The organism is Virgisporangium aurantiacum (assembly GCF_016863635.1).
In the GTDB taxonomy this organism is placed as follows: Bacteria; Actinomycetota; Actinomycetes; order Mycobacteriales; family Micromonosporaceae; genus Virgisporangium; species Virgisporangium aurantiacum.
In genome coordinates this window covers 23,552-47,240 of sequence record NZ_BOPG01000083.1, presented here as the reverse complement: position 1 = coordinate 47,240, position 23,689 = coordinate 23,552, and the positions used below count along the sequence as shown (strand labels likewise).

Sequence of the window (23,689 nt, the reverse complement as noted above, 5' to 3'; positions counted from 1 at the left end):
CAGTTATCGCGCTCGATGCGCGGGGCGACGCCGGCGCGCGTCCTCCAGCACCGACCGGGCCTCGGCGATCGCCGCCCGGTGGCCCGTCCCGGTGAGGATGGCCAACGCACGATCTGCGTCATCGACGGAAGCACGCAGCCGGGCGAGGACGACCCGCGCCTGCCCCTCCTGCAAGCCGTACCCGGTCCGCGCCGCGATCGCCAGCGCGTCACCGGCCGCCGTCCGCGCGGCCACAGAATCGCCGGTGCCGAGAGCCGCCGCCGCCAGCCCGAGCAGCGCGATCGCCTCCGGGTACCCGGCCTCGATCTCTTGCGCGATCCGCAACGCCGACGAGTGCGCCTCGACGGCCGCTGCCCACCGGCCGGCGCGGCGATGAAGCCCACCCAGCGTGTTCAGCGCGTTCGCCTCGTCCTGCCGCTCGCCGATCTCCCGGGCCAGGGCCACGGCGGCGACAGCGAGAGCGTGCCCCTCCTGGAGTTCGCCGGTGTCGGCGCGCACCTCGGCGAGGATCCGCGTCGCCTCCGCCTCGGCGCCCCGGTTGCCGGTCTCCCGGTGCAGCGCCAGCGCCCGGTCGAGGTGCGCGCGGGCGCGCTCGGACCGGCCCAGCGCGTGGTACACCTCGCCGAGGTTCGCCAGGTTGATCGCCTCGCCGGGCCGCGACCCGGTGCGCCGGGCCAGCTCCACCGCCTCGCCGTACCGGTCGGCGGCCTCCCGCAGCCGGCCCATCTGGAGGTAGAGCGCGCCGAGGTTGCCCTGCGCCGTGGCCTCGCCGGCCAGCCAGCCGGTGCTGCGGCACAGCGCGATCGCCTGCGTGTAGTGGTCGGCCGCCGCCGGGAACCGACCGAGGTGCCAGTAGGTGCTGGCGAGGTTGCCCAGCGCGCTGGACTCACCGTCGACCCAGCCGGCCCGCCGGGCCAGGGCGAGCGCCTCGCGGTAGCTGTCGACCGCCGGGTGGTACTGGCCCTGGCACCGGTCGACGGCGGCGAGGCTCAGGTGCGCCGACGCCTGCCCGGTCAGGTCGCCGGCCGCCGTCGCGGCGGCCAGCCCGGCCCGGGCGACGATCAGCCAGTCGACCACGTTCATCCGCATGAAGAAGTAGCCCCGCAGCAGGTCGGCGAGCAGCCACGCGACGTGCGGCAGGCCCGACGCCGCCTCCTGCACCACCGCGATCAGCGTGGGCCGCTCCGCCTCCAGCCACGCGGAGGCGTCGGTGTGACTGGAAAATCCGAAAGCGGAGCTCACAGGCAATGGCAGCCGCGACTTCTCCGGGTACAGCTGCCGCGCCGCCGCCTCCACCCGCTGCAGGTACCACTCGAAGAGCCGGCCCCGGGCGGCGGCGCGCTCCGCGGGCGGGTCCTCCCACTCCGTCCGCTCGACGGAGTACAGCCGCAGCAGGTCGTGGAACGTGTACCGGCCCGGCGCGGTCAGGTCGACCAGGTGCGCGCCGGCCAGCCGGTCGAGGAGCGCGGCCGCGTCACCGGCGGGCCGGTCGAGCAGGCGGCCGGCGGCCTCGGCCGTCACGTCCGGCCCCGGCGCGAGGCTCATCAGCCGGAAGACCCGCCGCGCGTCCGCCGGGAGGGCCGCGTAGGAGACGTCGAACGCGTGCCGCACCGCCGACCGGTGATCGCCGCCGGACTGCAGTTCGGTGAGCCGGGGGCCGGCACTGAGCCGGGCCACGTAGTCCGCGACCGTCAGGCGCTGCTCGTTGAGGTTCGCGGCCGCCACCCGCAGTGCCAAGGGCAGCCGGGCGCACGACCGCACGAGGTCGTCGAGCGCCGTCACCTCCGGATGCTGGTCGAGCAGCGTCACCAGCAGGTCGCGGGCCTCCGTGGCGCCCAGCACGCCGAGCCGCAGCCGCCGGGCCCCCTCGCGGGCGGCCAGCCCGGTGAGGTGGCTCCGGCTGGTGATCAGCACCAGGCAGCCGGCGGCCGCGGGCAGGAACGGCCGCACGTGGTCCGGGTCGCGCGCGTTGTCGAGCACCACGAGCATCCGTCGATCGGCCAGCAGGCTGCGGAACAGGGCGGTCGCTCCCTCGACCCCGGTGGGCACGTTCTCTGCGGGTACGCCCAGGGCGCGCAGGAAGTCGGCCAGGACCTGCAGCGGCCGCTGCGGTCGCTCCACCGCGAAACCCCGCAGGTTGACGTAGAGCTGCCCGTCCGGAAACGCCGCGCGGACCCGGTGCGCCCACCGCACGGCCAGCGCGGTCTTGCCCACGCCCGCGCCGCCGACGAGCATCACGATCCGGGGCGCGCCCGCGGATTGCCCGTTGTCGGCGGCGTCGCGGGTCAGCATCTCGTCGAGCGTGCGGAGCTGGTGGTCGCGGCCGGCGAACTGCGCGACGTCCGGTGGCAGTTGGGCCGGAACCGCGATGCCCGGCGGGGTTGCGGTGGTCGCGGGCGGTGCGGCCGCCGCGGTCGGTTTTTTATGACGCGTGACAGCACGGCCGCCGTTCCGCGCCGGCGGTACGTCGTGACGCAGCACGCGCAGGTGGGTCTCCTGCAGCAGCGGTCCGGGCTCGATGCCCAGCTCGTCGGCGAGCCGGGCGCGCAGGTCCTGGAACAGCGCCAGCGCGTCGGCCTGCTGCGCCGAACCGGCCAGCGCCAGCATCAGCCGCGCGTTGAGCCCCTCGTGCAGCGGGTCCTCGACGATGGCCGGGCGCAGCTGCGCCTCGGCCTCCTCGTGGTCGCCGTGGTCGATCGCCGTGTCGGCGAAGGCGATCGCGACCGCGACGCGGTGCCGCCGCAGCGCGTCGACGGCGGGATGGCGGCGCAGCCGACCGTCCACATCGGACAGAGCCGGCCCCCGCCAGCACGCCAGGGCCCGGTTGAACTGCTCCCGGGCGGCCTCCAGGTCGCCGGCGGCCAGCGCCTTGGTGCCCCGCCGGGCCGACGACTCGAAGCGCAGGGCGTCGAGGCGGTCCTCGTCGACCGTCAGCCGGACCCCGCCGGGCGCCGCGGCCAGGATCGCGGGGTGGCCGTGGCCGGCCCGACCGGGTTCCAGCAGCCCGCGCAGCCGCGCGACGTACGCGTGGACGAGGCGACGGGCCGTCCGGGGCGGGTCGGCCGGCCAGACCGCCGCGATGATCTCCCCGTACGGCACCGTACGGCCGGGTTGGATCGCCAGCAGGGCGAGCAGGTGCCGCACCCGTTCCGACGGCAGTTCCACCGCTCCGTCGGGCCCCGTGACGGCGAGCGGACCCAGCACGGCGATCCGTGGCAGCGGACCGGCGGTCGCGGACGGGCCGGGGTCGATATCCCCGGCGCGGGCGACCAGCGCGAGCCGGTCGGCGTCTGACAGGGCCAGCGCCTCGGCCAACCGGTGCAGCGACGGCAACCGCGGGTGTGCGACGCGGTCCTGCTCGATGTCGCGGACCGCCCGGACGCTCAGCCGCGCCTTGCCCGCCAGTTCGCGCTGGGTCAGGCCGGTGCGGAGCCGGAACGTCCGCACGAGCGCGCCGAGCGTCGGCTCTCCGGTTCCACGCATCCGTCTCCCTCGATCCCGCCGCAGTGTCGCCAGTGTCCACCGCGACGGCGCGCCGGAGTGTCGGGAATGCGCGCCGGTTGCACCGTCCGGCCCCGTATCCACACCGGGACACGGGGCCGGACGACCGCCGGATCAGCCGACGGGTTGGGAGTTGATCGAGATGTCGTAGTCCTGCGAACCGGCGGTGCTCTTCAGCACGCACGCCTCGAAGAGCAGGTTGCCCGACGGCTTGACCGTCTGGCTCACCGACCGGGCCACGGTCTGGAACACGACCGTCTCCGCCGACTGCGACGAGACGGTGAGCACCTGCCAGGTCAGGTTCGTGTTGGCGTTGGTGAACCCGAATATCTGCACGCCGTCGGCGCTCGTCGGCGCGATCGGGCCGACGCAGATCCGGGCGCCGCGGGTGATCGTGCCGAACGACCGCTGCTGGATGACGGTCACCGCCGATGTCGAGTCGGCGGACGCGAACGGTGCCGCCAGCACCGTGGACCCGAACAGAACGGCCCCGGCGAACGCCGCCGCCGTGAATACTCGCTTCATGCCTACCTCCGCAGGTCGTCGGTGCGTCTCGGCCGGCGCACCGGATCGGTAGGGACGCTAGGCCCGCACGGCCGAGCCCAACCCGGCGTCAACCCGGAGCCGCCGACCGTCGCCGCGTCCCGCCGCCGGCCTGGGCTCCCGTCGATCGCGCCCGGCCGGCGGGCGGCAGGAAGCGGCAGCCCCGGTGCGGCAGGACGCCCGCGCGGCTACCGGTCGACCCGGCCGGTGCTGTCAGGTATCCGCACGATGTGCCGGCCCGGCGCGCCCACCTCGGCGTAGAGGTCCCGCGCCCGGCGTAGGTGCGCCCGCGCCCGGTCGGGTGCGGCCGCCGCGCCGCCGAGCACGGCGTACGAGTCGGCCAGCCCGAGCCGGTCACCCGTCGCCACCTGGATCTCGCGGGCCCGGTCGGCGTGCCGCCGGGCCGCTTCCGGGCGGCCCGCGTCGAGGTCGACCGCGGCGAGCGCGGTCAGCGCCCGTCCCTCCAGCACGAGGAACCCGGCCGACCGGGTGAGCGCCACCGCCTCCTCGGCGACCGCCGTCGCCTCCGGTGCGGCCCGGCGGCGGTGGACCGCGGCCAGGCCGATCAACGCCCGTGCCTCGGAGAACCGGTTGCCCGTCTCGCGGGCGAGGTCGCGGGCCCGGTGGTGGAAGTCGGCGGCCCGGTCGACGTCGCCGAGGTCGAGGTGGGTGGCGCCGAGGGCGTTGCAGGCGTCGACCTCGGGCCGCCGGTACCCCGTGTCGCGCACCGCGTCGAGCGCCGTGCGGGCCAGGTCGAGGGCGAGGTCGAGCCGGCCGGCGTCGCGGTGGACCTCCGCGAGGGCGCGGAGCGTGTCGCCGGCGTTGCCCTCGTCGCCGAGCTCGCGGTGCAGGGCGAGCGCCCGGGTCAGCCAGCCCAGCGCGTCGTCGAGCCGGCCGAGCCAGTGGTGGGTCTCGCCCAGGTTCGCCAGCGTGTGCGCCTCGCCGCTGCGGGACCCGATCTTCCGGTACAGGTCCAGCGCCCGCAGGTTGTGGTCGGCGGCCACGGCCAGGTGCCCCAGCTCGGCGTGCTCGATGCCCAGGTTGCCCAGGTTGGCCGCCTGTCCGGCCACCCAGCCCGACCGGCGGTTGATGGCCAGCGCCCGGCGGTGCGCGTCGAGCGCCTTCACGAGCTGCCCCGACCGCAGGTACGCGTTGCCGAGGTTGCCCAGCACCGCGGCCTCCGCCTGCACCCAGCCGCCCTCGCGGCTGTACGCCAGCGCATGGTGGTAGTGGCCGATCGCCGTCTCGTAGGTGCTGCGCAGCAGGTTGGCGTCGGCGAGGTTGATCTCCGCGGCGGCGCGGGCCCGCGCGTCGCCCTCGGCCAGGGCGGCCGTCGCGCCGGCGTCGGCCACCGTGAGCCAGTCGACGGCGTGCAGGCGGATCTGGAAGTACCCGCGCAGCGCGTCACCGAGCAGCCAGGCGGCCGGCCGCGGACCGCGCGCCGCCGCCTGGATGACCGCGGCGACCAGGTTGGGCCGCTCCCCGTCCAGCCAGGCGAGCGCGTCGCGGTGGTCGTCGAAGGAGATGGCCGACGGACCGGCGGGCACCGGCAGCCGCAGCTTCTCCGGGTTCAGCCGCCGCGCCGCCGCGTCGACGGCCCGCAGGTAGAAGCCGAACAGCCGGTCGGCCGCCCGCGCCAGCTCCTCCGCGCCATCCTCCGCCCGCGCCCGCTCACCGGCGTACGACCGCAGCAGGTCGTGGAACGCGAACCGGCCCGGGGTGTGCTCGGCGAGCAGGTGCGCGGCGGCCAGCCGGTCCAGCAGCGCCTCGGCGTCCCCGCTCGGCGCCGGCAGCAGCGCGGCGGCCGCGGCCGGCGACACCTCCGGGCCGGGCACCAGGCTGAGCAGCCGGAACAGCCGCCGCGCGGCCGGCGGCAGCGTCCGGTACGACACCTCGAACGCGGCGCGGACCGCGGCCCGGTAGTCGCCGTCCGACTCGAACGCGGCCAGCCGGTTGTCGCCCTGCAGCCGGGTGAGGTACTCCGCGATGCCGACCCGCGGGTGGTTGAGTAGGTTGGCCATCGCCACCCGCAGCGCCAGCGGCAGCCGGGCGCACGCCTCGGCGAGGGCCACGGCGGCGGCGGGCTCGGCGTGCACCCGGCGCCGGCCGAGGAGCCGGACCATCAGCGCCGCGGCCTCCTCCGGCGTGAGCACGTCGAGCGTGAGGCGGTCGATCCCCTCGTGCGCGACCAGCCCGGTCATCCGGTCCCGGCTGGTGACCAGCACCAGGCACCCGGGGCTGCCGGGCAGCAGCGGACGCACCTGGTCGGCGTCGCGGGCGTTGTCGAGCAGCACGAGCATCCGCCGGTCGGCGAGCAGGCTCCGGTAGACGCCGGCGGCCGCCTCGACGTCCACCGGGATCTGTTCGGCCGGCACGCCCAGCGCCGGCAGCACGCGGGCCAGCGCGTCCACCGGCCGCAGCGGCGGCCGCGACCCGGAATCGTGGCCGTGCAGGTTGATGTAGAGCTGCCCGTCCGGGAAGTGCCCGCGCACGCGGTGCGCCCAGTGGACGGCGAGCGAGGTCTTGCCCACCCCCGCCGTACCGGCGATCGCCGAGATCACCATCGCCGTGGCCCGGGCCGGCGGCCGGTCGCGGACCAGCGTGTCCAGGTGGCGCAGCTGGGCGGCGCGGCCGGTGAACGCGGCGACGTCCGCCGGCAGTTGCGCCGGCCGTACGGCGGCCGGCTCCGCGCGGCTCGTGTCCTCGCCGCCCGCTCTACTGTCGCCCGCTCTACTGTCGCCCGCTCTACCGCCGCTCGCGCTCCGGTGCGGGTCCCCGAGATCCTGCCGCAGCACCCGCAGGTGCGCCGCGGCGATCTCCGGCCCCGGCTCCACCCCGAACTCGTCGACCAGCCGGGCGCGCAGGTCGGCGAACTGCGCGAGCGCCGCCGCCTGCTGGCCGGACCGGGCCAGCGCGAGCATCAGCCGGGCGTGCAGGCCCTCGTGCCACGGCTCGTCACCGACCACCGCCCGCAGCCGCGAGACCGCCGCCTCGTGCCGGCCGAGCGCGGTCGCGAGATCGGCGAACCGCAGCGTCGCGGCCAACCGGCGGCCGGCGATCGCCACGGCGGGCGGCAGCTGGCGCAGCCCGGCGTCGAGGTCGGCCAGCACCGGCCCGCGCCAGACGTCGAGGGCCTCCCCCAGCCGGTCGAACGCCGCCTCCGGCCCGCCGCCGGACCCGGCCCGGGCCACCAGATCGTCGAAGCGCAGCAGGTCGAGCTCGTCGCCGGCCAGCCGGAGGATGTAGCCGGCCCCGGACCGGACCAGCCGCCCCGCCTCGTCGCGCGGGCGGTCGGGGTCGAGGACCGCACGCAGGCTCGCGAGGTACCCCTGGATCAGATCGGCGGACGTCTTCGGCGGCCCGGCCGGCCACAACGCGTCGACGAGCTGATCGCGGGTCACCACCAGGCCCGGCTGGATCGCCAGCAGCGCCAGGAGGCACCGGAGCTTGGGCGCGCCGACCGTGACCGGCTCCCCGTCCCGCACGACGGCCAGCGGCCCCAGCACGCCGACCGACACCAGCGCCGGGCCGTCGGTCCGCCCACCCAGTAACGCGAGCAGGCGGCCCCGATCGGCGTCCCGCAGCCCCAACGCCGCGGCCAGCCGGCGCACCGACGGCGCCCGCGGCCGCGCCACCCGGTCCTGTTCGATGTCGCGCACCGTCCGGACGCTCACCGACGCGGCGCGCGCCAGGTCGCGCTGGGTGATGCCGGCCCGGAGCCGGAACCCGAGCATCAGCTGGCCGATGGTCCGGGGTGTCATGCCGAGACCCGCTTCCGTGTTCCCCGTACGCCTTGTTGATAGCGCGTCCGGGCCGGCGCCCGCTCCCGTCGGCGGCAAGGCGACAGAAGCCTTGCGCCCTGCCTACCGGCGCGTGAGGACCGTGTCGAGCCAGGTGAAGACCTCGTCCTGCATCTCGCGGACGAACACGTGCCCGAGGCCCGGCCACACCTTCGTCGTCAGCCGGTCGCCGGCCCGCTGCGACTCCCACACCGTGCGCATCCGGGCGAACGCGCCGGTCACGCCGGCGGGCGTGAACAGCGGGTCCAGTTCGCCGTCGAAGAACAGGGCGGGCTTCGGCGCCGCGATGCTGGCCACGTCGGGGATGTCGAGGTACCGGTACAGGCCCGGGTGCAGCAGGTAGTACGCCGACTGCCCGCGCAGCGTGTTGTTGCCGGGCACCATCATGTCCTTCAGCGTGGTCATCCAGCACGCCGACGCGGCCGCCGCGATGTCGTCGGACAACGCCGCCACCTGCCAGGCGCGGTAGGCGCCCATCGAGAAGCCGACCGCGGCGACCCGGTGCCGGTCGACCTCGGGCAGCCGGGCCAGCAGCGCGGCGGCGCGCACGTCCTCGTGGGCCACGAGACCGGCCAGCGACGAGCCGAGGTTGAAGAAGTTGGCGGCCAGGGCCTGCTGCGTCTCGTAGCTGATGCCGGCCCGGTCGCCCCAGCCCAGCGCGTCGACGGCGAGCACGGCGTACCCGCGCGCGGCGAGTTCGTTGCCGACGAACCGGTCGCTGAAGTACCGCGTCGACCAGGCCTGCGCCGACGCCAGCCGGGTCTCGTCGTACCACGGCCGGATCAGCTTCTCCTTGCCGATGTCGAACTTCGACCCGTGGTCGTGCAGCAGCAGGACACCGGGAAAAGGTCCGGCTCCGTCGGGTACGAGCATCGTCGCCCGCACGCGGCTGTTCTCGGTGACGTTGAACAGCAGCCGCCGCTGCACATATCCCTCGGCCGGCACCTCGTCGACGATCTCGGGCCGCAGCGGCATGGTGTCGGGCGGCTGGCACAGCAGTTCCTCGACCCTGGCCCGGGCCAGCCGCCGCCACGCGCGGAAGTCGCGCACCGGCGCGTTTCCCCACGCCAGCGGGTACCGCAGCCCGGCCTTGACCCGCTCGTAGAACGCCGGCAGGTTGCCCTCGAGGACCGACGGCGACTCGATCGGCGGGTCGACCGGCGGTCGCGGCTCCCGCGGCACCGCCGACGTTCGCCCAGCTACCGCCGGTGCGAGCGCCGCCAGCGCGGGGATCGAGGCCAGGGTGCGTCGCTTCATGGTCCACTCTCCGGGCTTTTGTTGGATCGTCATCCGAACTATATCGATCTCGGACGATGTGAGCCATCGGCGGTAAGGAATGCGGCTCCGCCGTCATTACCTGTCGACGGCCCACCTTCCCGAGAAGGACCAGACCTTGATCAAGAAACTCATCCTGCTGGCCGCGGTGGTCGCGACCGGCGTGACGCTCACCGTGGTGACGACCCACGACAGCGAGGCCACCACGGCACCGCCGCGCCCGGGCGTACCCGCGCCCGCGTCCGGGGCCGCCGGGCCGCACACGGTGACGCTGGGAACCGGCGACCGCGTCACGGTCGCCGCCCCGGACGGGACGAACCTGTCCGTGCGCCCCGGCCCCGGCCGCACCGGCATGCGGTTCGCGGTCGTGCGCACCGGTGCCGGCACGTACGTCGTCCCCCGCGACACGCTGGCGCGCTTCCGGGACGGCACGGTCGACCGCACCCGGTTCGAGATCGCCACCACCCGGGTCCCGACGGTCGCGCCGCGCGTCGGCGGGGAGACCCACCAGCTGACCATCCGCTACCTGGACCTCACCGGTGCGCCGACCCAGGACGCGGTCGCCGTCGTGTCCGGTTGGGACAACGCCATGGCGGAGTGGCCCGCCGTGAACCCGGACGGCACCTCCACCGTCAAGCTGCCCGCGGGCCGCTACAACCTGGGCGCCTACCTCGGCTCCGGGCCGAACACCACCCTGCTGGTGCAGCCCGTGGTCGACCTGACCGGGGATCTCACCGTCACGCTGGACGCCCGGGTCGCGGGGGCGGTCACGCTGACCGTGCCCGAACCGTCCGCGCGGGCCGGCTTCGTCGACGTCGGCTACAGCTTCTACCCGACCACCCAGACCTGGCCGGCGGGCATGTACCTGACCGGCGACGAGGAGGCGCCCGTCCGGATCGGGCAGGTCGGCCCGCCGGCGGCCCCGGGCGAGTTGGTCGGCAGCGTGGCGGCGCAGTGGGGGAAGCCCGACGGCACGGGCGACTTCACCGACAGCCCCTACCTGTACAGCGTGGCGGAGACGTTCCCCGGCCGGCTGCCCGGCGGGTTCACCCGCGCCTACCGGCCCGGCGACTTCGCGACCGTCCACCAGCAGTTCGCCGCCTCCGGGCCGAAGCAGTCCGCCCGGCACCTGATGTTCCCGGCCGTCTCCCCGAAGCCGGCCGGCACCAGCGCGCTGTCCGTCCCGACCACGCTGCCCGGCTCGCGGGTGGAGTACGTCCAGGCCGGCGTGCGCTGGTCGGAGCAGCAGTGGACGGGCGTCACGGACGCGAGCGGCGCCTTCCGGTCGCAGAAGCGCCTGTACCAGCAGCCGACCGCCTACCGCCCGGGTCGCACCTACCGGGACCAGTGGAACGCCGGCCCGACCGGCCCGGCGTTCGGGCAGGAGGGCGAGGCGGCGTGGCAGTGGGCGAGCCGCCAGGGCGACCGGATCGACGTCGGCCTCCCGCTCTACGGCGACCGGGCCGGGCACGCCGGGTCGTTCGTGCCGACCGACGAGTCCCGTTCCGCGCTCTACCGCGACGGTGAGCTGGTCGGCGAGTTCCCCGCGTCCGGCGGTGGATCGTTCACCGTGCCGGCGGAACCCGCCGGCTACCGCCTGGAGGTCGCCGACACCCGCAGCACCGACGACCTGACCACCCGGGTCAGCGCGGCGTGGACGTTCCGGTCCGGTCACACCGACGGGACGGCCCCGGTCCGGCTACCGCTCCCGGCGGTCCGGTTCACCCCCGCGCTCGACGCCGACAACGCCGCGCCGGCGAACCGCGGCTTCGACCTGCCGGTCGCCGTCGAGAGCCAGCCCGGCGCACCCGCGGCGCGGATCGTCGGCCTGACCGTGGAGATCTCCTACGACGACGGCGCGACCTGGTCGGCGGTGCCGGTCCGGCCCGCGTCGGGCGGCTGGACCGGCACGGTCCGGCATCCCGCCGGCGCCGGGTTCGCGTCGTTACGGGCGACCGCCAGGGACGCCGCGGGAACCACGGTGACCCAGACCCTCGTCCGCGCCTACCGGATCAGGGCCTGAGGCCGGCGGGTCGGTGATTCCCTCCGGGGAATTGTCGCGGCGCGGGCGGCCGAGCACAGTCGTGGTCGCTGAGAAACGACCACGACTGCGGAGGATCGAGATGACGGCGACGCTGCCCGCGTCCGTGCGGAGCTACCACGTCAACAGCGGTGACGGCATCGACGGCCTGTCCGTGCGCACCCACGAACCGCGCCCGCCCGGCCCGGGCGAGGTCGCGGTCGCGGTGCGCGCCGTCTCGCTCAGCTTCCGCGAACTGCTGGTGCTGCGCGGGCAGTACGTGCTGCCGGTCAAGCCCGACGTCATCCCGGTCTCCGACGGCGCCGGGCAGGTCGTCGCCGTCGGGCCCGGTGTCCGGGGCGTGCGGCCGGGCGACCGGGTCACCGCCACGCTGTTCCCGCACTGGCAGGACGGACCGCTGGACGCGTCGCGCCTGCCGCAACTGGGCGGCTCGCTCGACGGCCTGCTCACCGAACTGGCCGTCCTCCCCGAGCAGGCCCTGGTCCCCGTCCCCGAGCATCTTTCCTACGCCGAGGCGGCGACGCTCCCGTGCGCCGCCGTCACGGCGTGGAACGCGTTGACCGGGGACGGCGTCGGGGTCCGGCCCGGGGACACCGTGCTGACCACCGGCTCCGGCGGCGTCTCGCTGTTCGCGGTGCAACTGGCCACGGTTCTCGGTGCCCGGGTGATCGCCACGACCGGCCGGACCGAGAAGGAACAGCGCCTCCGCGACCTCGGCGCCGACCACGTCGTCAACTACCGGACCGATCCCGACTGGGACGCCGCGGTCCGCGACGTCACCGGTGGACGCGGGGTCGACCGGGTCGTCGACACCGCCGGGACGCTGGAGCGGTCGCTGAAGTCCCTCGCCATCAACGGACACGTGGCGTTCGTCGGGTCGGTCTCCGGCACCTGGGCGCCGCTCGACCCGCGCCTGGTGTTCGGCGTCGCCGCGACGGTGCGGGCCCTGGCGGTCGGCAGCCGCGCCCAGTTCACCGAGCTCATGGACGTGGTGACCGCGCACCGGCTCCGCCCGGTCATCGACCGGATCTTCCCGTTCGAGGACGCCGCCGCCGCGTTCCGCCACTACGAGTCGACCAACCCGTTCGGAAAGGTCGTCATCGAAGTCACCTGATGGGCACCCGGACGAGCATCTTGCCGGTGTTGTCGCCACGCAGGACGCCGAGGAACGCGTCGACGATGTTCTCGAAGCCGTCGAGGACCGTCTCGTCCACCGCCACCCGGCCGCTCCCGACGTGCGGAACGAGGAACCGCTCGAACTCCTCGCGTGCGTCCATGTGGTTGCGGACGAGGAACCCTTCGATCCGCAGGCTCTTGCCGACGACGTCGAAGAGGTTGTACGGCGCCGCCGGTGGCGAATTGCGGGTGTTGTACTGGGCGACGGCCCCGCACCAGGCGACCCGGCCGTGGTCGCGCAGCGCGCCGATCGCGGCCGCGAGGTGGTCGCCGCCGACGTTGTCGAAGTACACGTCGATGCCGTCGGGCGCGGCGTCGGCGAGGAGGTCCGCGACCGGCCCGGCGCGGTAGTCGAAGGCCGCGTCGAACCCGAGCCGTCCGGTCGCGTGCCCGGCCTTGGCGGCCGATCCGGCGCTGCCGACGATGCGGCCCGCGCCCAGCAGCCGGGCGATCTGCCCGACGGCGCCACCGACCGCACCCGCCGCGGCCGACACGAACACGTCGTCGCCGGGCCGCAGCCGGGCGACGCGGGTCAGGCCGACGTACGCGGTGAGGCCGGTACCGCCGAGGATGCCGAGGTAGGCGCTGAGCGGAACCCCGTCGGGCGGGTCGATCCGGCGGAGGTCCGCGGCGGTCAGCACCGCGTGGGTGCTCCAGCCGTGCCGGTGGAACACGGTGACGCCGGCCGGCAGCGCCGGGTCGCGCGACTCGACGACGTGCCCGATCGTGCGACCCTCCAACCCGGCGCCGAGCCGCCAGCCGCCGAGGTCCATGAACTGGCGCATGTACGGGTCGACCGACAGGTAGGCGTTCTCGACCAGCACCTGCCTGGCGAGCAGGTCCGGCACCGGTTCGGTGACGAACGTGAAGTCGTCCGCGCGCGGTTCGCCCGCGGGGCGGCGGACGTGACGGACGGCGGTGAGCGTGCGGGACACGGGATCTCCTGACTCCTTGACGCGACGACGATCGCTGCGTGAGCACCGTGACACGTGAGGAAACCCACGGGCAGACGCCCGCGTCGATCGATCGCCGGCAGCCATGAACGGCGCTCATGGACCGTAGGGTGACGCGATGGAGCTGACCCCGCAGGACCTGCGCCTGCTGCTCGCCGTCGAGCGCGCCGGCACGTTCACCGGGGCTGCCGGCGAGTTGGGGCTGACCCAGTCGGCGGTCTCCCACGCGGTGCGCTCCGCCGAGCGTCGGGTGGGCGTGGTCCTGTTCGAGCGGGGTCGTGCCGGTGCGCGGCCGACCCCGGCGGGCCGGCGCGTGCTGGTCCACGCCCGGCAGATCCTGCGCCAGTTCGACCTGCTGCACACCGAGGCGCGCGACGCGGCCGCCGGCACGACGACGGGGCCGCTGCGCATCGCGGCGTTCCGCAGCGCCGCCATCCACCTGCTGCCTGCGGCGCTGGAGCGGCTCACCGCGCGGTATCCCGGCCTGAGCCCGCAGGTGCTGATCGTGCCGGAGGTCGGCCGGGGCACCGCTGGCGAGGTCGCCGACGGTCGCGCCGACGTGGCCATCGCCACGCTCGCCTCCGACGTGACGCCGTCTAAGGGCCTGCTCGCCGGCGAGTTGCTGACCGAGCCGTACCTGTTCGTGCACCCGGCCGGGCATCCGGCCCCGCGCGGCCTGCCCCTGATCGACTGGCCCGAGAACTGCTCGTCCTACACCCGGGCCTGGTGGGCCCGCCAGGACTGGCTGCCGCCCGCCACGCTCGACGTCGCCGACGACGGGGTCGTGCTGTCGATGGTCGCCCAGGGCATCGGCATGGCGATCCTGCCGCGGCTGACCCTGACCGACCCGCCCCGGCGCGTCACCGTCACGCCGCTGGGCGACCACCCGCCGACCCGCCGGATCGTGCACATCACCACCGGCCCGACCCGCCAGTCCCTGGCCGTCCGCGAACTCGTCCGCGAGCTCCGGGCCGTCAGCGCGCCAGTTTCCGGTTGAGGTACCGCTGCTCCGGCCGGCTCGCGGTCAACCGGGCGGCGATCCGGTACTGCTCCGTCGCCCCGGCGCCGTCGCCGGCGAGGTCGAGCAGGTGCCCGCGCACGGCGTACAACCGGTGGTGGCGTTTCATGGCGGGGTCGTCCAGCAGCGGTTCGAGCATGGCCAGGCCGGCCGCGGGATCGTGCGCCATCGCGACGGCGACCGCGTGGTTCAGCGTCACGGCCGGGCCCGGCGCGACCCGGCTCAACATGTCGTAGAGCACGCTGATCTGCAGCCAGTCCGTCTCCGCGTACGTCGCGGCCTCGGCATGCACGGCGGCGATCGCGGCCTGCAGCTGGAACCGGCCCACGTGGCCACGGGGCAGGGTCCGCTCCAGCAGGTCGACGCCCTCGGCGATCAGGTCGCGCCGCCAGCGTGACCGGTCCTGCTCGGCGAGCGGCACGAGGTCACCGGCGGTGTCGACCCGGGCGGGCGACCGGGCATGGGTGAGCAGCATGAGGGCCAGCGCGCCGGCGACCTCGGCGTGGTCGGGCAGCGCGGCGTGGAGCTGCCGGACGAGCCGGATCGCCTCCTCGGCGAGCACGACGTCGACGAGCGCCTCGCCCGACGTCCGCGTGTATCCCTCGGTGAACACCAGGTGGCACACGTCGATGACCGCGGCGACCCGGTCGGGCAGCTCCTCCTCCGACGGCATGACGAACCGCGCGCCCGCCTGGCGCAGCACCGTCCGCGCCCGGGTGAGCCGCTGCGTCATCGTGCGGGCCGGGACGAGGTACGCGGCCGCGATCTGCTCCACGCCGAGGCCGGCCACCGACCGGAGGCAGAGCGCGACCTGCGACGGTCGCGTCAGCGCGGGATGGCAGCACAGGAAGAACAGCCGGAGCGTGTCGTCCGTGGTCTCCTCCCCCGTCGCGTCCGGGCGCCGGGCCGCGTCCAGCGTCTCGCGCCGGGCCCGGGCCGAGTCGGCCCGGGCCCGGTCGATCAACCGGCGGGAGGCGACGGTGATCAGCCATGACCGCGGCGCGTCGGGCACCCCGTCGACGGGCCACTGGGCGGCGGCCGCCTCGGCGGCGTCCTGCAGCGCCTCCTCGCAGTCACCGAGATCGCCGTACCGGCGCAGCAGGGCCCCGAGGACGTGCGGCGCCTCCCGACGCCACACGTCGTCGAGGACCTGACCCGTCACTGGTCGTCGCCGCCCGGCCACATCAGCGGTCGCAGCTCCACCGTCTCGTCCGGCCCGGAGAACCGGGCGGCGACCTCCTCGGCCCGCGCCTGGCTGTCGACGTCGATGAGGAAGAACCCGGCGAGGTGCTCCTTCGCCTCCGAGTACGGCCCGTCGCTGGCGAGCGGCTCACCGTCCCGCCACCGGTACAGGCGGGCGTTGGCCGGGTCGCCGAGCGCCTCGCCGCCGAGCAGCTCACCGTTGGCGTGCAGCTCGGTCATCACCTGCTCGAACTCGGCGTTGAGCCGCTTGCGGACGTCGGCGGGCAACGCCTGGTGCGCCGCGAGGTAGTCACTCGTCGGGTGACCCCAGGGCTGCGGGTTGGAGTGGATCATGATCACGTACTTCATCGGCTTCTCCTGTCGCGCTCGACGGTCGTTCCGTCGCTCACGTGGTACGTCGGAGCGCCCCCGCCGATGTCTACATCCTCGTCCTCAGCGCGCCGGTGCGCAGCGCAGATAGAACGGCCCGTTGCCGGCGGTCATCGTCGTGCCGGCCGCCTCGAGCTGCCCGGTCACCGTCCACTCCGCGGTCGGCCGGAACCCGTCGTCGTCGTCCGGCGTCGTGCAGAGCACGTTGGTGAAGCCGAGCGCCCCCAACTGTTGCGCCGCGACCGCCGCGTTCCTGCCGACCACGTCCGGCACGACCACCCGCGGCCCCACCGGCGACCAGGACAGCTCCGGTGCGGCCGGAGCCGGCGACGGTGAAACGGTCGGCTCAGCGGCGACCGGTGGGTCCGGGTCGTCGTCGCCGCCCACCATCCACGCCAGACACGAAAGGGCGAGAATCACCAGGACCGTGAGGGTGACGCCGATCGTCAGGCGGTACGTCCGCCGCCCGCGCCCGAGTGAACCCGTCACACCGCGCAGTGTGCCGGACGCGGACAAGCGACGCGAGCCGCATCATCGACCGACGGTGACGCGCCCTACGCACACGCGATGCAACGGCGGGCGAACGGCCGCACGGCGAGCCTTTCCGCCGCGATCGGCTCCCCACATCCCTCGCAGACACCGTAGGTCGCGGCATCCACCCGCCCCAACGCGTCGTCGACCTCGACGATCCGCTCCCGGGCGGCGGCCAGCAACGCGGTCAACTGGGCACGCTCGAACCCGATCGTGGCACCCTCCGGATCGTGCTCGTCGTCGGCATTCGAATCGCGCGACGCCGCGAACAGCGCCTCCAGATCCCGGGCCAACGTGGCCGCCTCGGCCTCCGCGCCCGCCCGCAGCCGCAGCAACTCATCCCGAACCACGTCCGCAGCCTAACGACCGCCGGCGGCCGTCGACGGCATGTCGATCGCTACGTCCATGTCGATCTCGAACGGCGCTACCAGGTGACCTCGTCGAGCGCCGGCCACGGCGGACCGTCTCGCAGAGCGTTGAGGAACGCCAGTCCTGATCTCCTCCCGCCGCTGGGATGTTGGTCGCCGCGGCTCCAGCGGTGGGTTGCGATGATCGCCAGGACGACGCCCCGGCAGAGGCCCACCAAGTCTTCGTCAGCGTTCGGATAGCGCTCTACAACCTGTTGGGGCACCCATGCGATGTCGTACTCGACAGGCCCTTCGGCGGTGTTTTCAAAGTCGATGAACAGCGGCCCGTTCCTCGTGTCGAGGACGTTCCACGGGTGCGGCTCGCCGTGCAGTAGTTGCTCGGGAGCGCGCCGGTCGACGATCGACCGGCCCAGATCGCGCAACGTGTCGGCGAGCAACGCCCGGTCCGCATCGGCGAGTTCGGGAGTGACGTCACGGTTCGCAACGTCTCGTTGGGTTGCGGCGATGCGATCCATGACGTGCGGTGTCGTGAAATCGAGTTGCCGCAGGCCGGCATGAAGACGCTTGAGCGCCTGCGCGTAGTCGGCCGGTGGAAGCCCTCGAGACTGCACCGGCTCGAAGTAGGTCCACATGGTGATTTTGAAGCCGTCACGCACGAAGACGCGTGGCCCGACCCGGGCCTCGAGCGCCGCAACCGGACTGTCCGTCTGCGCGAGCCGTGTCACGAGGTCGACTTCCAGCTCCGCGCTCGCGAAATGTGTCAAGGGCGTGACTCGAGCGACGATGTCGCACGGCGTCAGGCGGACGACGAGCCGGTTGGAGTCGCTGAGAACGACCGCGTCGTCGACCGTCAAGCCGAGCGATGAGACCGTCGATATCGCGGCATCCACCGCACGTCGCGCCCTCGCTGCCTCCACCTGCTTGTGCCCTCCCACCGTCCGCAGTAGCACACCCCACTAAACCGTGCCGGTGAGGCGTTCCAGGTCGTCTTCGAGCTGGTTCACCAGCCAGGCCGGGCTGCCCTCGACGGCGGCCCGGAGCACCTCGACCGCCTCGGCGGTGGCACCACGCTTGGCCAGCAGCGCGGCCAGCGCCCGCGCCGAATGCCGGTGGCCGGACTCGAGCGAGCGCCGGTACCACTCCTCGGCCGCGGCGTCGTCGCCCTGCTTCTCGAACATGTACGCGAACGGCGACATGGCCTCGACCACACCGGCGTCGATCGCGCGCCGGAACCAGCCCTCGGCCTCCACGTAGTCGCCGGACCGGAGCAGGTCCATCGCCACCGAGTAGATGGAGAAGGCGTCGCCGGCCTCGGCACCCTCGCGACTGACCGCCGCGGCGTCCCCGGACCGGCCCACCCCGAACAGCGCGGCGGACAACTCCCGGAACGCCGTCATGTCACCGGCGTCGATCGCCCGCCGGTACCACCACTCGGCGGTGGCCAGGTCGCCGGAGTCGGCGTACATCTTCGCGAGGGGACGCGGAGCCGTGACCTCCCCGGCCTCGGCGGCCCGCCGCAGCAGCTCTTCGGCCTCGGCCGGTTCGAGCACACCGGTGAAGGTCAGGGCGACCATCGCGGCGGTGTGACCCGCGTCGACCCCCCGCCGCAGCAGCTCGACGGCGTCGCCGACGTCACCGTGCCGGTTGAGCAGGAGCAGGAGGTGGAAGATGCCGGTGCGGTCGCCGGCCTCGGCCGCCTGCCGGTACCGCCGTTCGGCCGCGGCGAGGTTACCCCGTTCCTCGAGCAGTTCGCCCAGCTTGCCGGCTGCTCGCGCGTCACCGTCGTCGGCGGCCGACCGCAACCGGCGCTCGGCCTCGACCACCTCGCCGGCATCGGGGTCAATCGTGGACATCGACGGACAGTACAACGACGGATTTCGAACCGGACGCCGGCCTGCGGGCAATGACGGACGAACGTTCATGGACGCGACCGAGAAAGGGGTGACCGCCCGTGGCGGTACCTATGGCGCTGGAACGCGAACCCGTCGTCCCGCAGGCGGACAACGAACTCATCCGACGATCACTGACCGAGCCGGACGCGTTCGCGGGCATCTTCGACCGTCATGCCGCGACCATCCACGGCTACACCGCCCGGCGGCTCGGCCACACGGCCGCCGACGACGTGACCGCCGAGACGTTCCTGGTCGCGTTCGACCGCCGCGGCCGGTTCGACCTGACGCAGGTGGACGCGCTGCCCTGGCTGTACGGCATCGCCACGAACCTGATGCACCGGTGGCGGCGGCACGAGGTGCGCCTGTACCGCGCGCTCCAACGCACCGGGCGGGACCCCGTCGACGACCCCGACGGCGACCGGGTGGTGGCGCGGGCGGCGGCGTCGGCGGCCCACCGGCGGCTCGCCGCGGTGCTCGCCCGGATGCCGGTGGGCGAGCGCGACGCGCTGTTGCTGCTGGCGTGGCAGGACCTCTCCTACGCGGAGATCGCGACCGCGCTCGGCATCCCGGTCGGAACGGTGCGGTCGCGGCTGAACAGCGCCCGCAAGCGCCTTCGAAACGCCCTCGGCGACCTTGACCAGAAATGGAGCTGACCATGAACGACCTCGATGAACTGCGCGGCCTGCGTGCCGACCTGACCCCCGCGGACCCCGCCGCGCTGGCCCGCGCCCGCGCCGCCATGTTCCACCCACGACCCCGCCGGGTCCGCCGTCGCTGGCTGCTCCTGCCGGCCGCCGCCACCGCCGCCCTGGCGCTGGTGGCGGGCGTCGGCGTGTGGGGCGGCGGGCCGGACCGCCCCGCCGCCGGGCCGCCGCCCCGGACGCAGGACCGGATCGAGGACCCGCTGACGCCGGACCTCGTTCTGCGCGGTGCCGCCACCCGGGTCGCGCAGGAGCAACCGCTGGCGGCCCGCAACGACCAGTTCGTCTACGTCGAGTCGGCCGTCGGCGGACCCGAGGGAATGGTCACCCCCGCGAACACCACGTTCGTCCGGTCCACGCGGAAGATCTGGCTCTCGGTCGACGGAACCCGCGACGGCCTGCTCATCGGAAAGGTCGTACCGGGCCGCGGCGAGGAGCGGATCACCCTCGACGGCTGCGGCGACGGGAAGGGCTGCACACCGATCCGCAACTTCCACGACAACCTGCCCTCCGACGTGGCGGCCCTGCAGGCGTGGTTCGACCAGCAGATCGCCGCGCGGAACAAGGGCGCCGTCGCCAAGGAGAAGGTCGCCGACCGCTACGCCTGGGCGATCGCCTCCGCCCTGCTGGGCGAGGCGTACGTGCCGCCGGCGACGCGGGCGGCCATCTTCACCGTGCTGTCGCGGACCACGGGCCTGTCGGTGGTGCGGGACGTCGTCGACGCCGCCGGTCGCACCGGGGTGTCGGTCGGTATCACGTCGGAGTACGCGCGGAGCGAGATCATCTTCGATCCGTCGACCTATCAGTACCTCGGCCAACGGGTCGTCGGCCTCGAAGACTCCCAGTTCCTCCGCAAGGGCCAGGTCGCCAGCGAGTCCGCCCAGCTCAAGATCGCGATCGTGGACCGTCCCGGGCAGATTGCCTGACCCCGGCGCCGCGCCGCGCGTCAGGGCTTGCGGCCGACGCCCCCGAACGCGTCGATGTCGAGCGGCGTGTCGACGTTGTCGTCCGGCCGCCACCGCGGGCACGGCACCACACCCGGCTCGACCAGTTCGAGGCCGTCGAAGTAGGACGCGATCTCGTCCGGGCTCCGCAGCTTGTACGGCGCCGCGCCGGTCTCGTTGTATTCGTCCTGCGCCTCGCTGATCTCGGCGCTGATGACGCTCGTGCCGTCGTTCAGGGACAGGTAGCTGCCGGACGGCAGCGGTTCGAGCAGTTCGCGGACGATCGCCCGGGCCTGGTCGGTGTCGTCGACGTGCCCGAGCACGCCGCTCAGGATCAACGCGACCGGCCGGTCGAGGTCGAGGATCGTCCGGGCCGTCGCGAAGATGGCGGCGGGTTCGCGCAGGTCGGCGTCGATGTACTTGGTGACGCCCTCCGGCGTGCCGATCAACAGCGCGCGGGCGTGCGCCAGCACCAGCGGATCGTTGTCGACATACACGACGCGCGCCTCGGGAGCGATGCGCTGGGCGACCTGGTGCGTGTTGTCGGCGGTCGGCAGACCGGTGCCGACGTCGAGGAACTGGCGGATGCCCGCCTCGCCGGCGAGATACTCGATGCTCCGGGTGAGGAACTGCCGCGACGCCCGCGCCACGTCGACGACACCGGGGAAGACCTTGCGGTACTGGTCGCCCGCTTCCCGGTCGACCGCGAAGTTGTCCTTGCCGCCCAACCAGTAGTTCCAGATCCGGGCCGAGTGTGGCACGGAGGTATCGAGCTTCGGATCGATGTTCGGCGCATCCACGGTCACACAGTACGGTGCGCGCATGGGTTTGTACGACACGCGGTGCGCGGTCACCGGGATCAGCCTGTTCACGGCCGACACCGTGATGGTGGGCCTCGACCGGGACGGCGACGGCCATCATCCGATCACTCTCGGTATCGCGGGCGGATACAACGGCTACGGCGTCATCGACGAGGTCGTCGAGGACCGCAACACCGAGCTCGTCATGGCCTACTGCCTCGACCGGGCGCGCGACGGCCAGCTGGTGTTCGACCGCCACTACAAGCGGGACTTCGGTGTTCCCCCGCGCGACATCGCGGCGCTGCTGGGCTACTTCGAGCGGAACTTCTGCGACTCCTCCGACGAGCAACCGGCGCTGTCGCTGCACGGTCGTCCCATCGTCTACTGCATGATGTCGAAACTGGTGTGGGACGCGGTGGCCGGGGCGTTCGCGCCCGAGCAGGGGACGGCGGACGTCTGGTTCAAGGAACTGTTCGGCGGCTCCCCGATCGCCACGGCGATCTACCAGCCCGCCCTGCCCGAGGTCGCCGACCAGATCCGGGACATGTACGCGGTCGACACGTTCCTGCGCGCCCACGGCATCGCCTGGTCGACCCCGGACCTCGACGTACACGGCGCCGTCTACGACGACGACGAGACCGAGGCGTTCGTGACCGGGGCGAGGTCCCGGTTCGCCGACGTGCCGGCGATCCAGAGCGCACTCGACCGGTACGTCGAGGAGCAGGCCCGGCGCGCCGACGACTGATGTCCACGCTGATCGAGGTCGTGACGGAGATCGACGCCGCCGTCGACGTGGTCTTCGATCTGGAACTGGACATGGACGTCCACGCCGCTTCGCTGGCGGCCAGCGGGGAGACGGCCACCACGAGCACCGGCCGACGGCGGGTCGCGCTCGGGGACGAGGTCACGTTCCGGGCCCGCCACTTCGGGGTCGTCTGGCGCATGACCAGCCGGATCACCGCGTACGAACCGCCGCGCCGCTTCGTCGACGAGCAGGTCCGCGGCCCCTTCCGCGCTCTCCGCCACGAACACGTCTTCGACGACCTCGGTCCCGGCCGGACGCGGATGACCGACCGCATGACGGTCACCGCGCCGTTCGGTCCACTGGGGATCCTGGTGACCCGGATGCTGCTCGCGCCGCACCTACGACGGCTGCTGAAGCGGCGTTCCGCCCACGTCAAGCGTCTCGCCGAAAGCCGGACATGACGCCAGAAATCCGAAACGGCACCGCTGCAACGGAACTGCAACCGCCGTCGCCAGTATTCCGGTAGGCCACTCACCGGAAGGCGGTGCCGATGATCTCACGGCGGCTTGCCGGGCCGGACTACCTGGCCAGACTTGCGGAGCTGCGGGGCCGGCACGGCGGGGTCTTCCCGGGCCGATCCGGTCAGCTGTACGTCGCCGACCCGGCGATCGCCCGGGCGGTGCTCGGCAACGCCGGCGGCCGGTTCCGCGAGCACTCGGACTTCTTCCGGATCCGCGGCGGAACGTTCGGGCCGCGCTCCGCGCAGATCGAGGTCGGCCGGGCCGTCCGGCAGCTGCTGCACCGGCACCACCGGGCGTCGGCCGGGACGTTGCCGGAACTGGTGGACCGCCACCTCGTCCCCACGAGCATCTGGCCGGACGCGGGCAACCGTCTGCTCTTCGACTACACCCGCCGCGTGCTGGTCGGCGCGGATCCGTCGCCGCTGCTGCTCGACACCGTCCGCGAGGTCGTGGAGCGGGCGGTGCTGGCCGGCGCCCGCGACCGGTACTCGATGCTGGCCCGCGCCCGGTTCCGCGCCCGCGTGATGCGGGTCCTGGCCACGGAGCTGGCCGCCCGCCGGGAAACCGGGGCAAGCGAGGATCTCTTCGACGTGCTGGCCCACCACGCTCCCCCGACCACACCGAACCGCGACCTCGCCGAGGTGTACCTCTCCGGCCTGTTCGCGATGGTCGGCTCGGTCGGGTTCCTCTTCGGCTGGGCGATGTTCCTCGCGGCGACGCACGGCTTCGACGAGCCGGCCCGGGTGGTCCGCGAGGCACTGCGGCTGTGGCCGGTCGCGTGGTTGTTCGCCCGGCGTCCGGCGCATGCCGGCGAACTCGGCGGGGTCGCCGTGACGCCGGACGACGACGTGCGCGTCTGCGGATACCTCGTCCACCGCGACCCCGACCACTGGAGCGCGCCGGACGAGTACCGCCCCGAGCGGTGGGCCACCGGCACCGGCACCGACGCGTTCATCCCGTTCGGCTGGGGGCCGCACGCGTGCACCGGCGCGGCCGCGTCGCTGCGGATCGTCGAGTCGCTGGTCGGAATCGTCGGCGACCGATACCGGCTCGACGTCACCGTCACCGATCCGCGGCCACACGTGGCCGCCGCACTCGCGCCGCCGCGCTTCACCCTGCGGCTGGCGAGAACCGCGAGAACCGGTTGACCGAGAGGAGGTGAGACCCATGGCGAAGCTGTTCCGTGCCGCCAAGCGGGCGATGAACATCTACGGCAGTGACAGGCACTACATCTGGTACCTGTACCACAACATCTAGGCGGTCGGCGGGGAGCGGGCACGCCCCGCTCCCCGGCGCGTCATGGAGGAT

At 73.8% G+C, this 23,689-nt stretch carries 21 protein-coding genes; 9 read left to right on the top strand and 12 right to left on the bottom strand.

Features of this window, described 5'->3' with window-relative positions; genetic code table 11:
* Positions 1–3: 3 nt before the first annotated feature.
* The 4 genes from Vau01_RS51450 to Vau01_RS51435 all read right to left on the bottom strand — a co-directional run bounded on the left by Vau01_RS51450 (position 4) and on the right by Vau01_RS51435 (position 9,101).
* The gene (locus tag Vau01_RS51450; RefSeq protein WP_204008688.1) at positions 4–3,483 is read right to left on the bottom strand and encodes a tetratricopeptide repeat protein; all 3,480 of its coding nucleotides are present in this window, start codon (positions 3,481–3,483) and stop codon (positions 4–6) included.
* A 132-nt stretch (positions 3,484–3,615) separates the two neighbouring features.
* Positions 3,616–4,026 carry a hypothetical protein gene (locus tag Vau01_RS51445; RefSeq protein ID WP_204008686.1) on the bottom strand — a complete coding sequence of 137 codons (411 nt, stop codon included), beginning with the start codon at positions 4,024–4,026 and terminating at the stop codon, positions 3,616–3,618.
* A gap of 206 nt (positions 4,027–4,232) precedes the next feature.
* The gene (locus Vau01_RS51440; protein WP_204008684.1) at positions 4,233–7,805 is read right to left on the bottom strand and encodes a BTAD domain-containing putative transcriptional regulator; all 3,573 of its coding nucleotides are present in this window, start codon (positions 7,803–7,805) and stop codon (positions 4,233–4,235) included.
* Positions 7,806–7,907: 102 nt separating this feature from the next.
* Positions 7,908–9,101, bottom strand: coding sequence for a dienelactone hydrolase family protein (locus Vau01_RS51435; protein WP_204008682.1), 1,194 nt, complete (start codon positions 9,099–9,101; stop codon positions 7,908–7,910).
* Between the two features lie 136 nt (positions 9,102–9,237).
* Between Vau01_RS51435 and Vau01_RS51430 the strand changes: the two genes are divergently transcribed.
* Positions 9,238–11,142: a hypothetical protein gene (locus tag Vau01_RS51430; protein WP_204008680.1), complete on the top strand. Its 1,905-nt coding sequence runs from the start codon at positions 9,238–9,240 to the stop codon at positions 11,140–11,142.
* A gap of 100 nt (positions 11,143–11,242) precedes the next feature.
* Positions 11,243–12,274, top strand: a complete 1,032-nt coding sequence (locus Vau01_RS51425; RefSeq protein WP_204008679.1) for a zinc-dependent alcohol dehydrogenase family protein — start codon at positions 11,243–11,245, stop codon at positions 12,272–12,274.
* Here the strand turns inward: Vau01_RS51425 and Vau01_RS51420 are convergent.
* The gene (locus tag Vau01_RS51420; protein ID WP_239152644.1) at positions 12,267–13,271 is read right to left on the bottom strand and encodes an NADP-dependent oxidoreductase; all 1,005 of its coding nucleotides are present in this window, start codon (positions 13,269–13,271) and stop codon (positions 12,267–12,269) included. The genes Vau01_RS51425 and Vau01_RS51420 overlap by 8 nt on opposite strands.
* Positions 13,272–13,407: 136 nt before the next feature.
* On the opposite strand from Vau01_RS51420, the gene Vau01_RS51415 reads away from it, so the two are divergent.
* On the top strand, positions 13,408–14,286 hold the full coding sequence (locus Vau01_RS51415) for a LysR family transcriptional regulator (protein WP_204008677.1): 879 nt from the start codon (positions 13,408–13,410) through the stop codon (positions 14,284–14,286).
* Here Vau01_RS51415 and Vau01_RS51410 read toward each other — a convergent pair.
* The 6 genes from Vau01_RS51410 to Vau01_RS51385 form a co-directional block, all read right to left on the bottom strand.
* Positions 14,264–15,469, bottom strand: coding sequence for an RNA polymerase sigma factor (locus Vau01_RS51410; protein WP_239152642.1), 1,206 nt, complete (start codon positions 15,467–15,469; stop codon positions 14,264–14,266). The genes Vau01_RS51415 and Vau01_RS51410 overlap by 23 nt on opposite strands.
* Positions 15,466–15,858, bottom strand: a complete 393-nt coding sequence (locus Vau01_RS51405) for a YciI family protein (protein ID WP_204008676.1) — start codon at positions 15,856–15,858, stop codon at positions 15,466–15,468. The genes Vau01_RS51410 and Vau01_RS51405 overlap by 4 nt, the downstream gene beginning before the upstream one ends.
* Positions 15,859–15,942: 84 nt before the next feature.
* Positions 15,943–16,368, bottom strand: coding sequence for a PASTA domain-containing protein (locus Vau01_RS51400; protein WP_204008675.1), 426 nt, complete (start codon positions 16,366–16,368; stop codon positions 15,943–15,945).
* 65 nt (positions 16,369–16,433) lie between these two features.
* Complete coding sequence (locus Vau01_RS51395; protein WP_204008674.1) at positions 16,434–16,760, bottom strand: TraR/DksA family transcriptional regulator; 327 nt, start codon at positions 16,758–16,760, stop codon at positions 16,434–16,436.
* A gap of 74 nt (positions 16,761–16,834) precedes the next feature.
* A complete protein-coding gene (locus tag Vau01_RS51390; protein ID WP_239152639.1) occupies positions 16,835–17,632 on the bottom strand; it encodes a phosphotransferase family protein in 798 nt (265 codons plus the stop codon).
* A 102-nt stretch (positions 17,633–17,734) separates the two neighbouring features.
* Positions 17,735–18,631: a tetratricopeptide repeat protein gene (locus Vau01_RS51385; protein WP_204008672.1), complete on the bottom strand. Its 897-nt coding sequence runs from the start codon at positions 18,629–18,631 to the stop codon at positions 17,735–17,737.
* A gap of 98 nt (positions 18,632–18,729) precedes the next feature.
* Between Vau01_RS51385 and Vau01_RS51380 the strand changes: the two genes are divergently transcribed.
* Complete coding sequence (locus tag Vau01_RS51380) at positions 18,730–19,323, top strand: RNA polymerase sigma factor (RefSeq protein WP_308440521.1); 594 nt, start codon at positions 18,730–18,732, stop codon at positions 19,321–19,323.
* Positions 19,324–19,325: 2 nt separating this feature from the next.
* Positions 19,326–20,297, top strand: coding sequence for a CU044_5270 family protein (locus Vau01_RS51375; protein ID WP_204008670.1), 972 nt, complete (start codon positions 19,326–19,328; stop codon positions 20,295–20,297).
* Positions 20,298–20,317: 20 nt separating this feature from the next.
* Here the strand turns inward: Vau01_RS51375 and Vau01_RS51370 are convergent, their stop codons facing one another.
* Positions 20,318–21,139 (bottom strand): SAM-dependent methyltransferase, encoded by an 822-nt coding sequence (locus tag Vau01_RS51370; protein ID WP_204008668.1) that lies wholly within the window; start codon positions 21,137–21,139, stop codon positions 20,318–20,320.
* Between Vau01_RS51370 and Vau01_RS51365 the strand changes: the two genes are divergently transcribed.
* The 4 genes from Vau01_RS51365 (at position 21,138) to Vau01_RS65800 (ending at position 23,638) form a co-directional block, all read left to right on the top strand.
* The gene (locus Vau01_RS51365) at positions 21,138–21,860 is read left to right on the top strand and encodes a hypothetical protein (protein ID WP_204008666.1); all 723 of its coding nucleotides are present in this window, start codon (positions 21,138–21,140) and stop codon (positions 21,858–21,860) included. The genes Vau01_RS51370 and Vau01_RS51365 overlap by 2 nt on opposite strands.
* Entirely contained in the window at positions 21,860–22,321 is a 462-nt protein-coding gene (locus tag Vau01_RS51360) for an SRPBCC family protein (RefSeq protein WP_204008664.1), read from the top strand. The genes Vau01_RS51365 and Vau01_RS51360 overlap by 1 nt, the downstream gene beginning before the upstream one ends.
* 89 nt (positions 22,322–22,410) lie before the next feature.
* Complete coding sequence (locus Vau01_RS51355) at positions 22,411–23,529, top strand: cytochrome P450 (RefSeq protein ID WP_204008662.1); 1,119 nt, start codon at positions 22,411–22,413, stop codon at positions 23,527–23,529.
* A 19-nt stretch (positions 23,530–23,548) separates the two neighbouring features.
* Entirely contained in the window at positions 23,549–23,638 is a 90-nt protein-coding gene (locus tag Vau01_RS65800) for a hyalucidin A family RiPP precursor (RefSeq protein ID WP_506020351.1), read from the top strand.
* Positions 23,639–23,689 lie beyond the last annotated feature (51 nt).

What these genes read in the sequence shown, in the direction of transcription:
- Vau01_RS51405 (WP_204008676.1), bottom strand. Translation starts at nt 15,858, where the DNA reads ATGAAGTACGTGATCATGATCCACTCCAACCCGCAGCCCTGGGGTCAC.
- Vau01_RS51415 (WP_204008677.1), top strand. Translation starts at nt 13,408, where the DNA reads ATGGAGCTGACCCCGCAGGACCTGCGCCTGCTGCTCGCCGTCGAGCGC.
- Vau01_RS51375 (WP_204008670.1), top strand. Translation starts at nt 19,326, where the DNA reads ATGAACGACCTCGATGAACTGCGCGGCCTGCGTGCCGACCTGACCCCC.
- Vau01_RS51445 (WP_204008686.1), bottom strand. Translation starts at nt 4,026, where the DNA reads ATGAAGCGAGTATTCACGGCGGCGGCGTTCGCCGGGGCCGTTCTGTTC.
- Vau01_RS51440 (WP_204008684.1), bottom strand. Translation starts at nt 7,805, where the DNA reads ATGACACCCCGGACCATCGGCCAGCTGATGCTCGGGTTCCGGCTCCGG.
- Vau01_RS51365 (WP_204008666.1), top strand. Translation starts at nt 21,138, where the DNA reads ATGGGTTTGTACGACACGCGGTGCGCGGTCACCGGGATCAGCCTGTTC.
- Vau01_RS51370 (WP_204008668.1), bottom strand. Translation starts at nt 21,139, where the DNA reads ATGCGCGCACCGTACTGTGTGACCGTGGATGCGCCGAACATCGATCCG.
- Vau01_RS51450 (WP_204008688.1), bottom strand. Translation starts at nt 3,483, where the DNA reads ATGCGTGGAACCGGAGAGCCGACGCTCGGCGCGCTCGTGCGGACGTTC.
- Vau01_RS65800 (WP_506020351.1), top strand. Translation starts at nt 23,549, where the DNA reads ATGGCGAAGCTGTTCCGTGCCGCCAAGCGGGCGATGAACATCTACGGC.
- Vau01_RS51425 (WP_204008679.1), top strand. Translation starts at nt 11,243, where the DNA reads ATGACGGCGACGCTGCCCGCGTCCGTGCGGAGCTACCACGTCAACAGC.
- Vau01_RS51355 (WP_204008662.1), top strand. Translation starts at nt 22,411, where the DNA reads ATGATCTCACGGCGGCTTGCCGGGCCGGACTACCTGGCCAGACTTGCG.
- Vau01_RS51435 (WP_204008682.1), bottom strand. Translation starts at nt 9,101, where the DNA reads ATGAAGCGACGCACCCTGGCCTCGATCCCCGCGCTGGCGGCGCTCGCA.
- Vau01_RS51385 (WP_204008672.1), bottom strand. Translation starts at nt 18,631, where the DNA reads ATGTCCACGATTGACCCCGATGCCGGCGAGGTGGTCGAGGCCGAGCGC.
- Vau01_RS51360 (WP_204008664.1), top strand. Translation starts at nt 21,860, where the DNA reads ATGTCCACGCTGATCGAGGTCGTGACGGAGATCGACGCCGCCGTCGAC.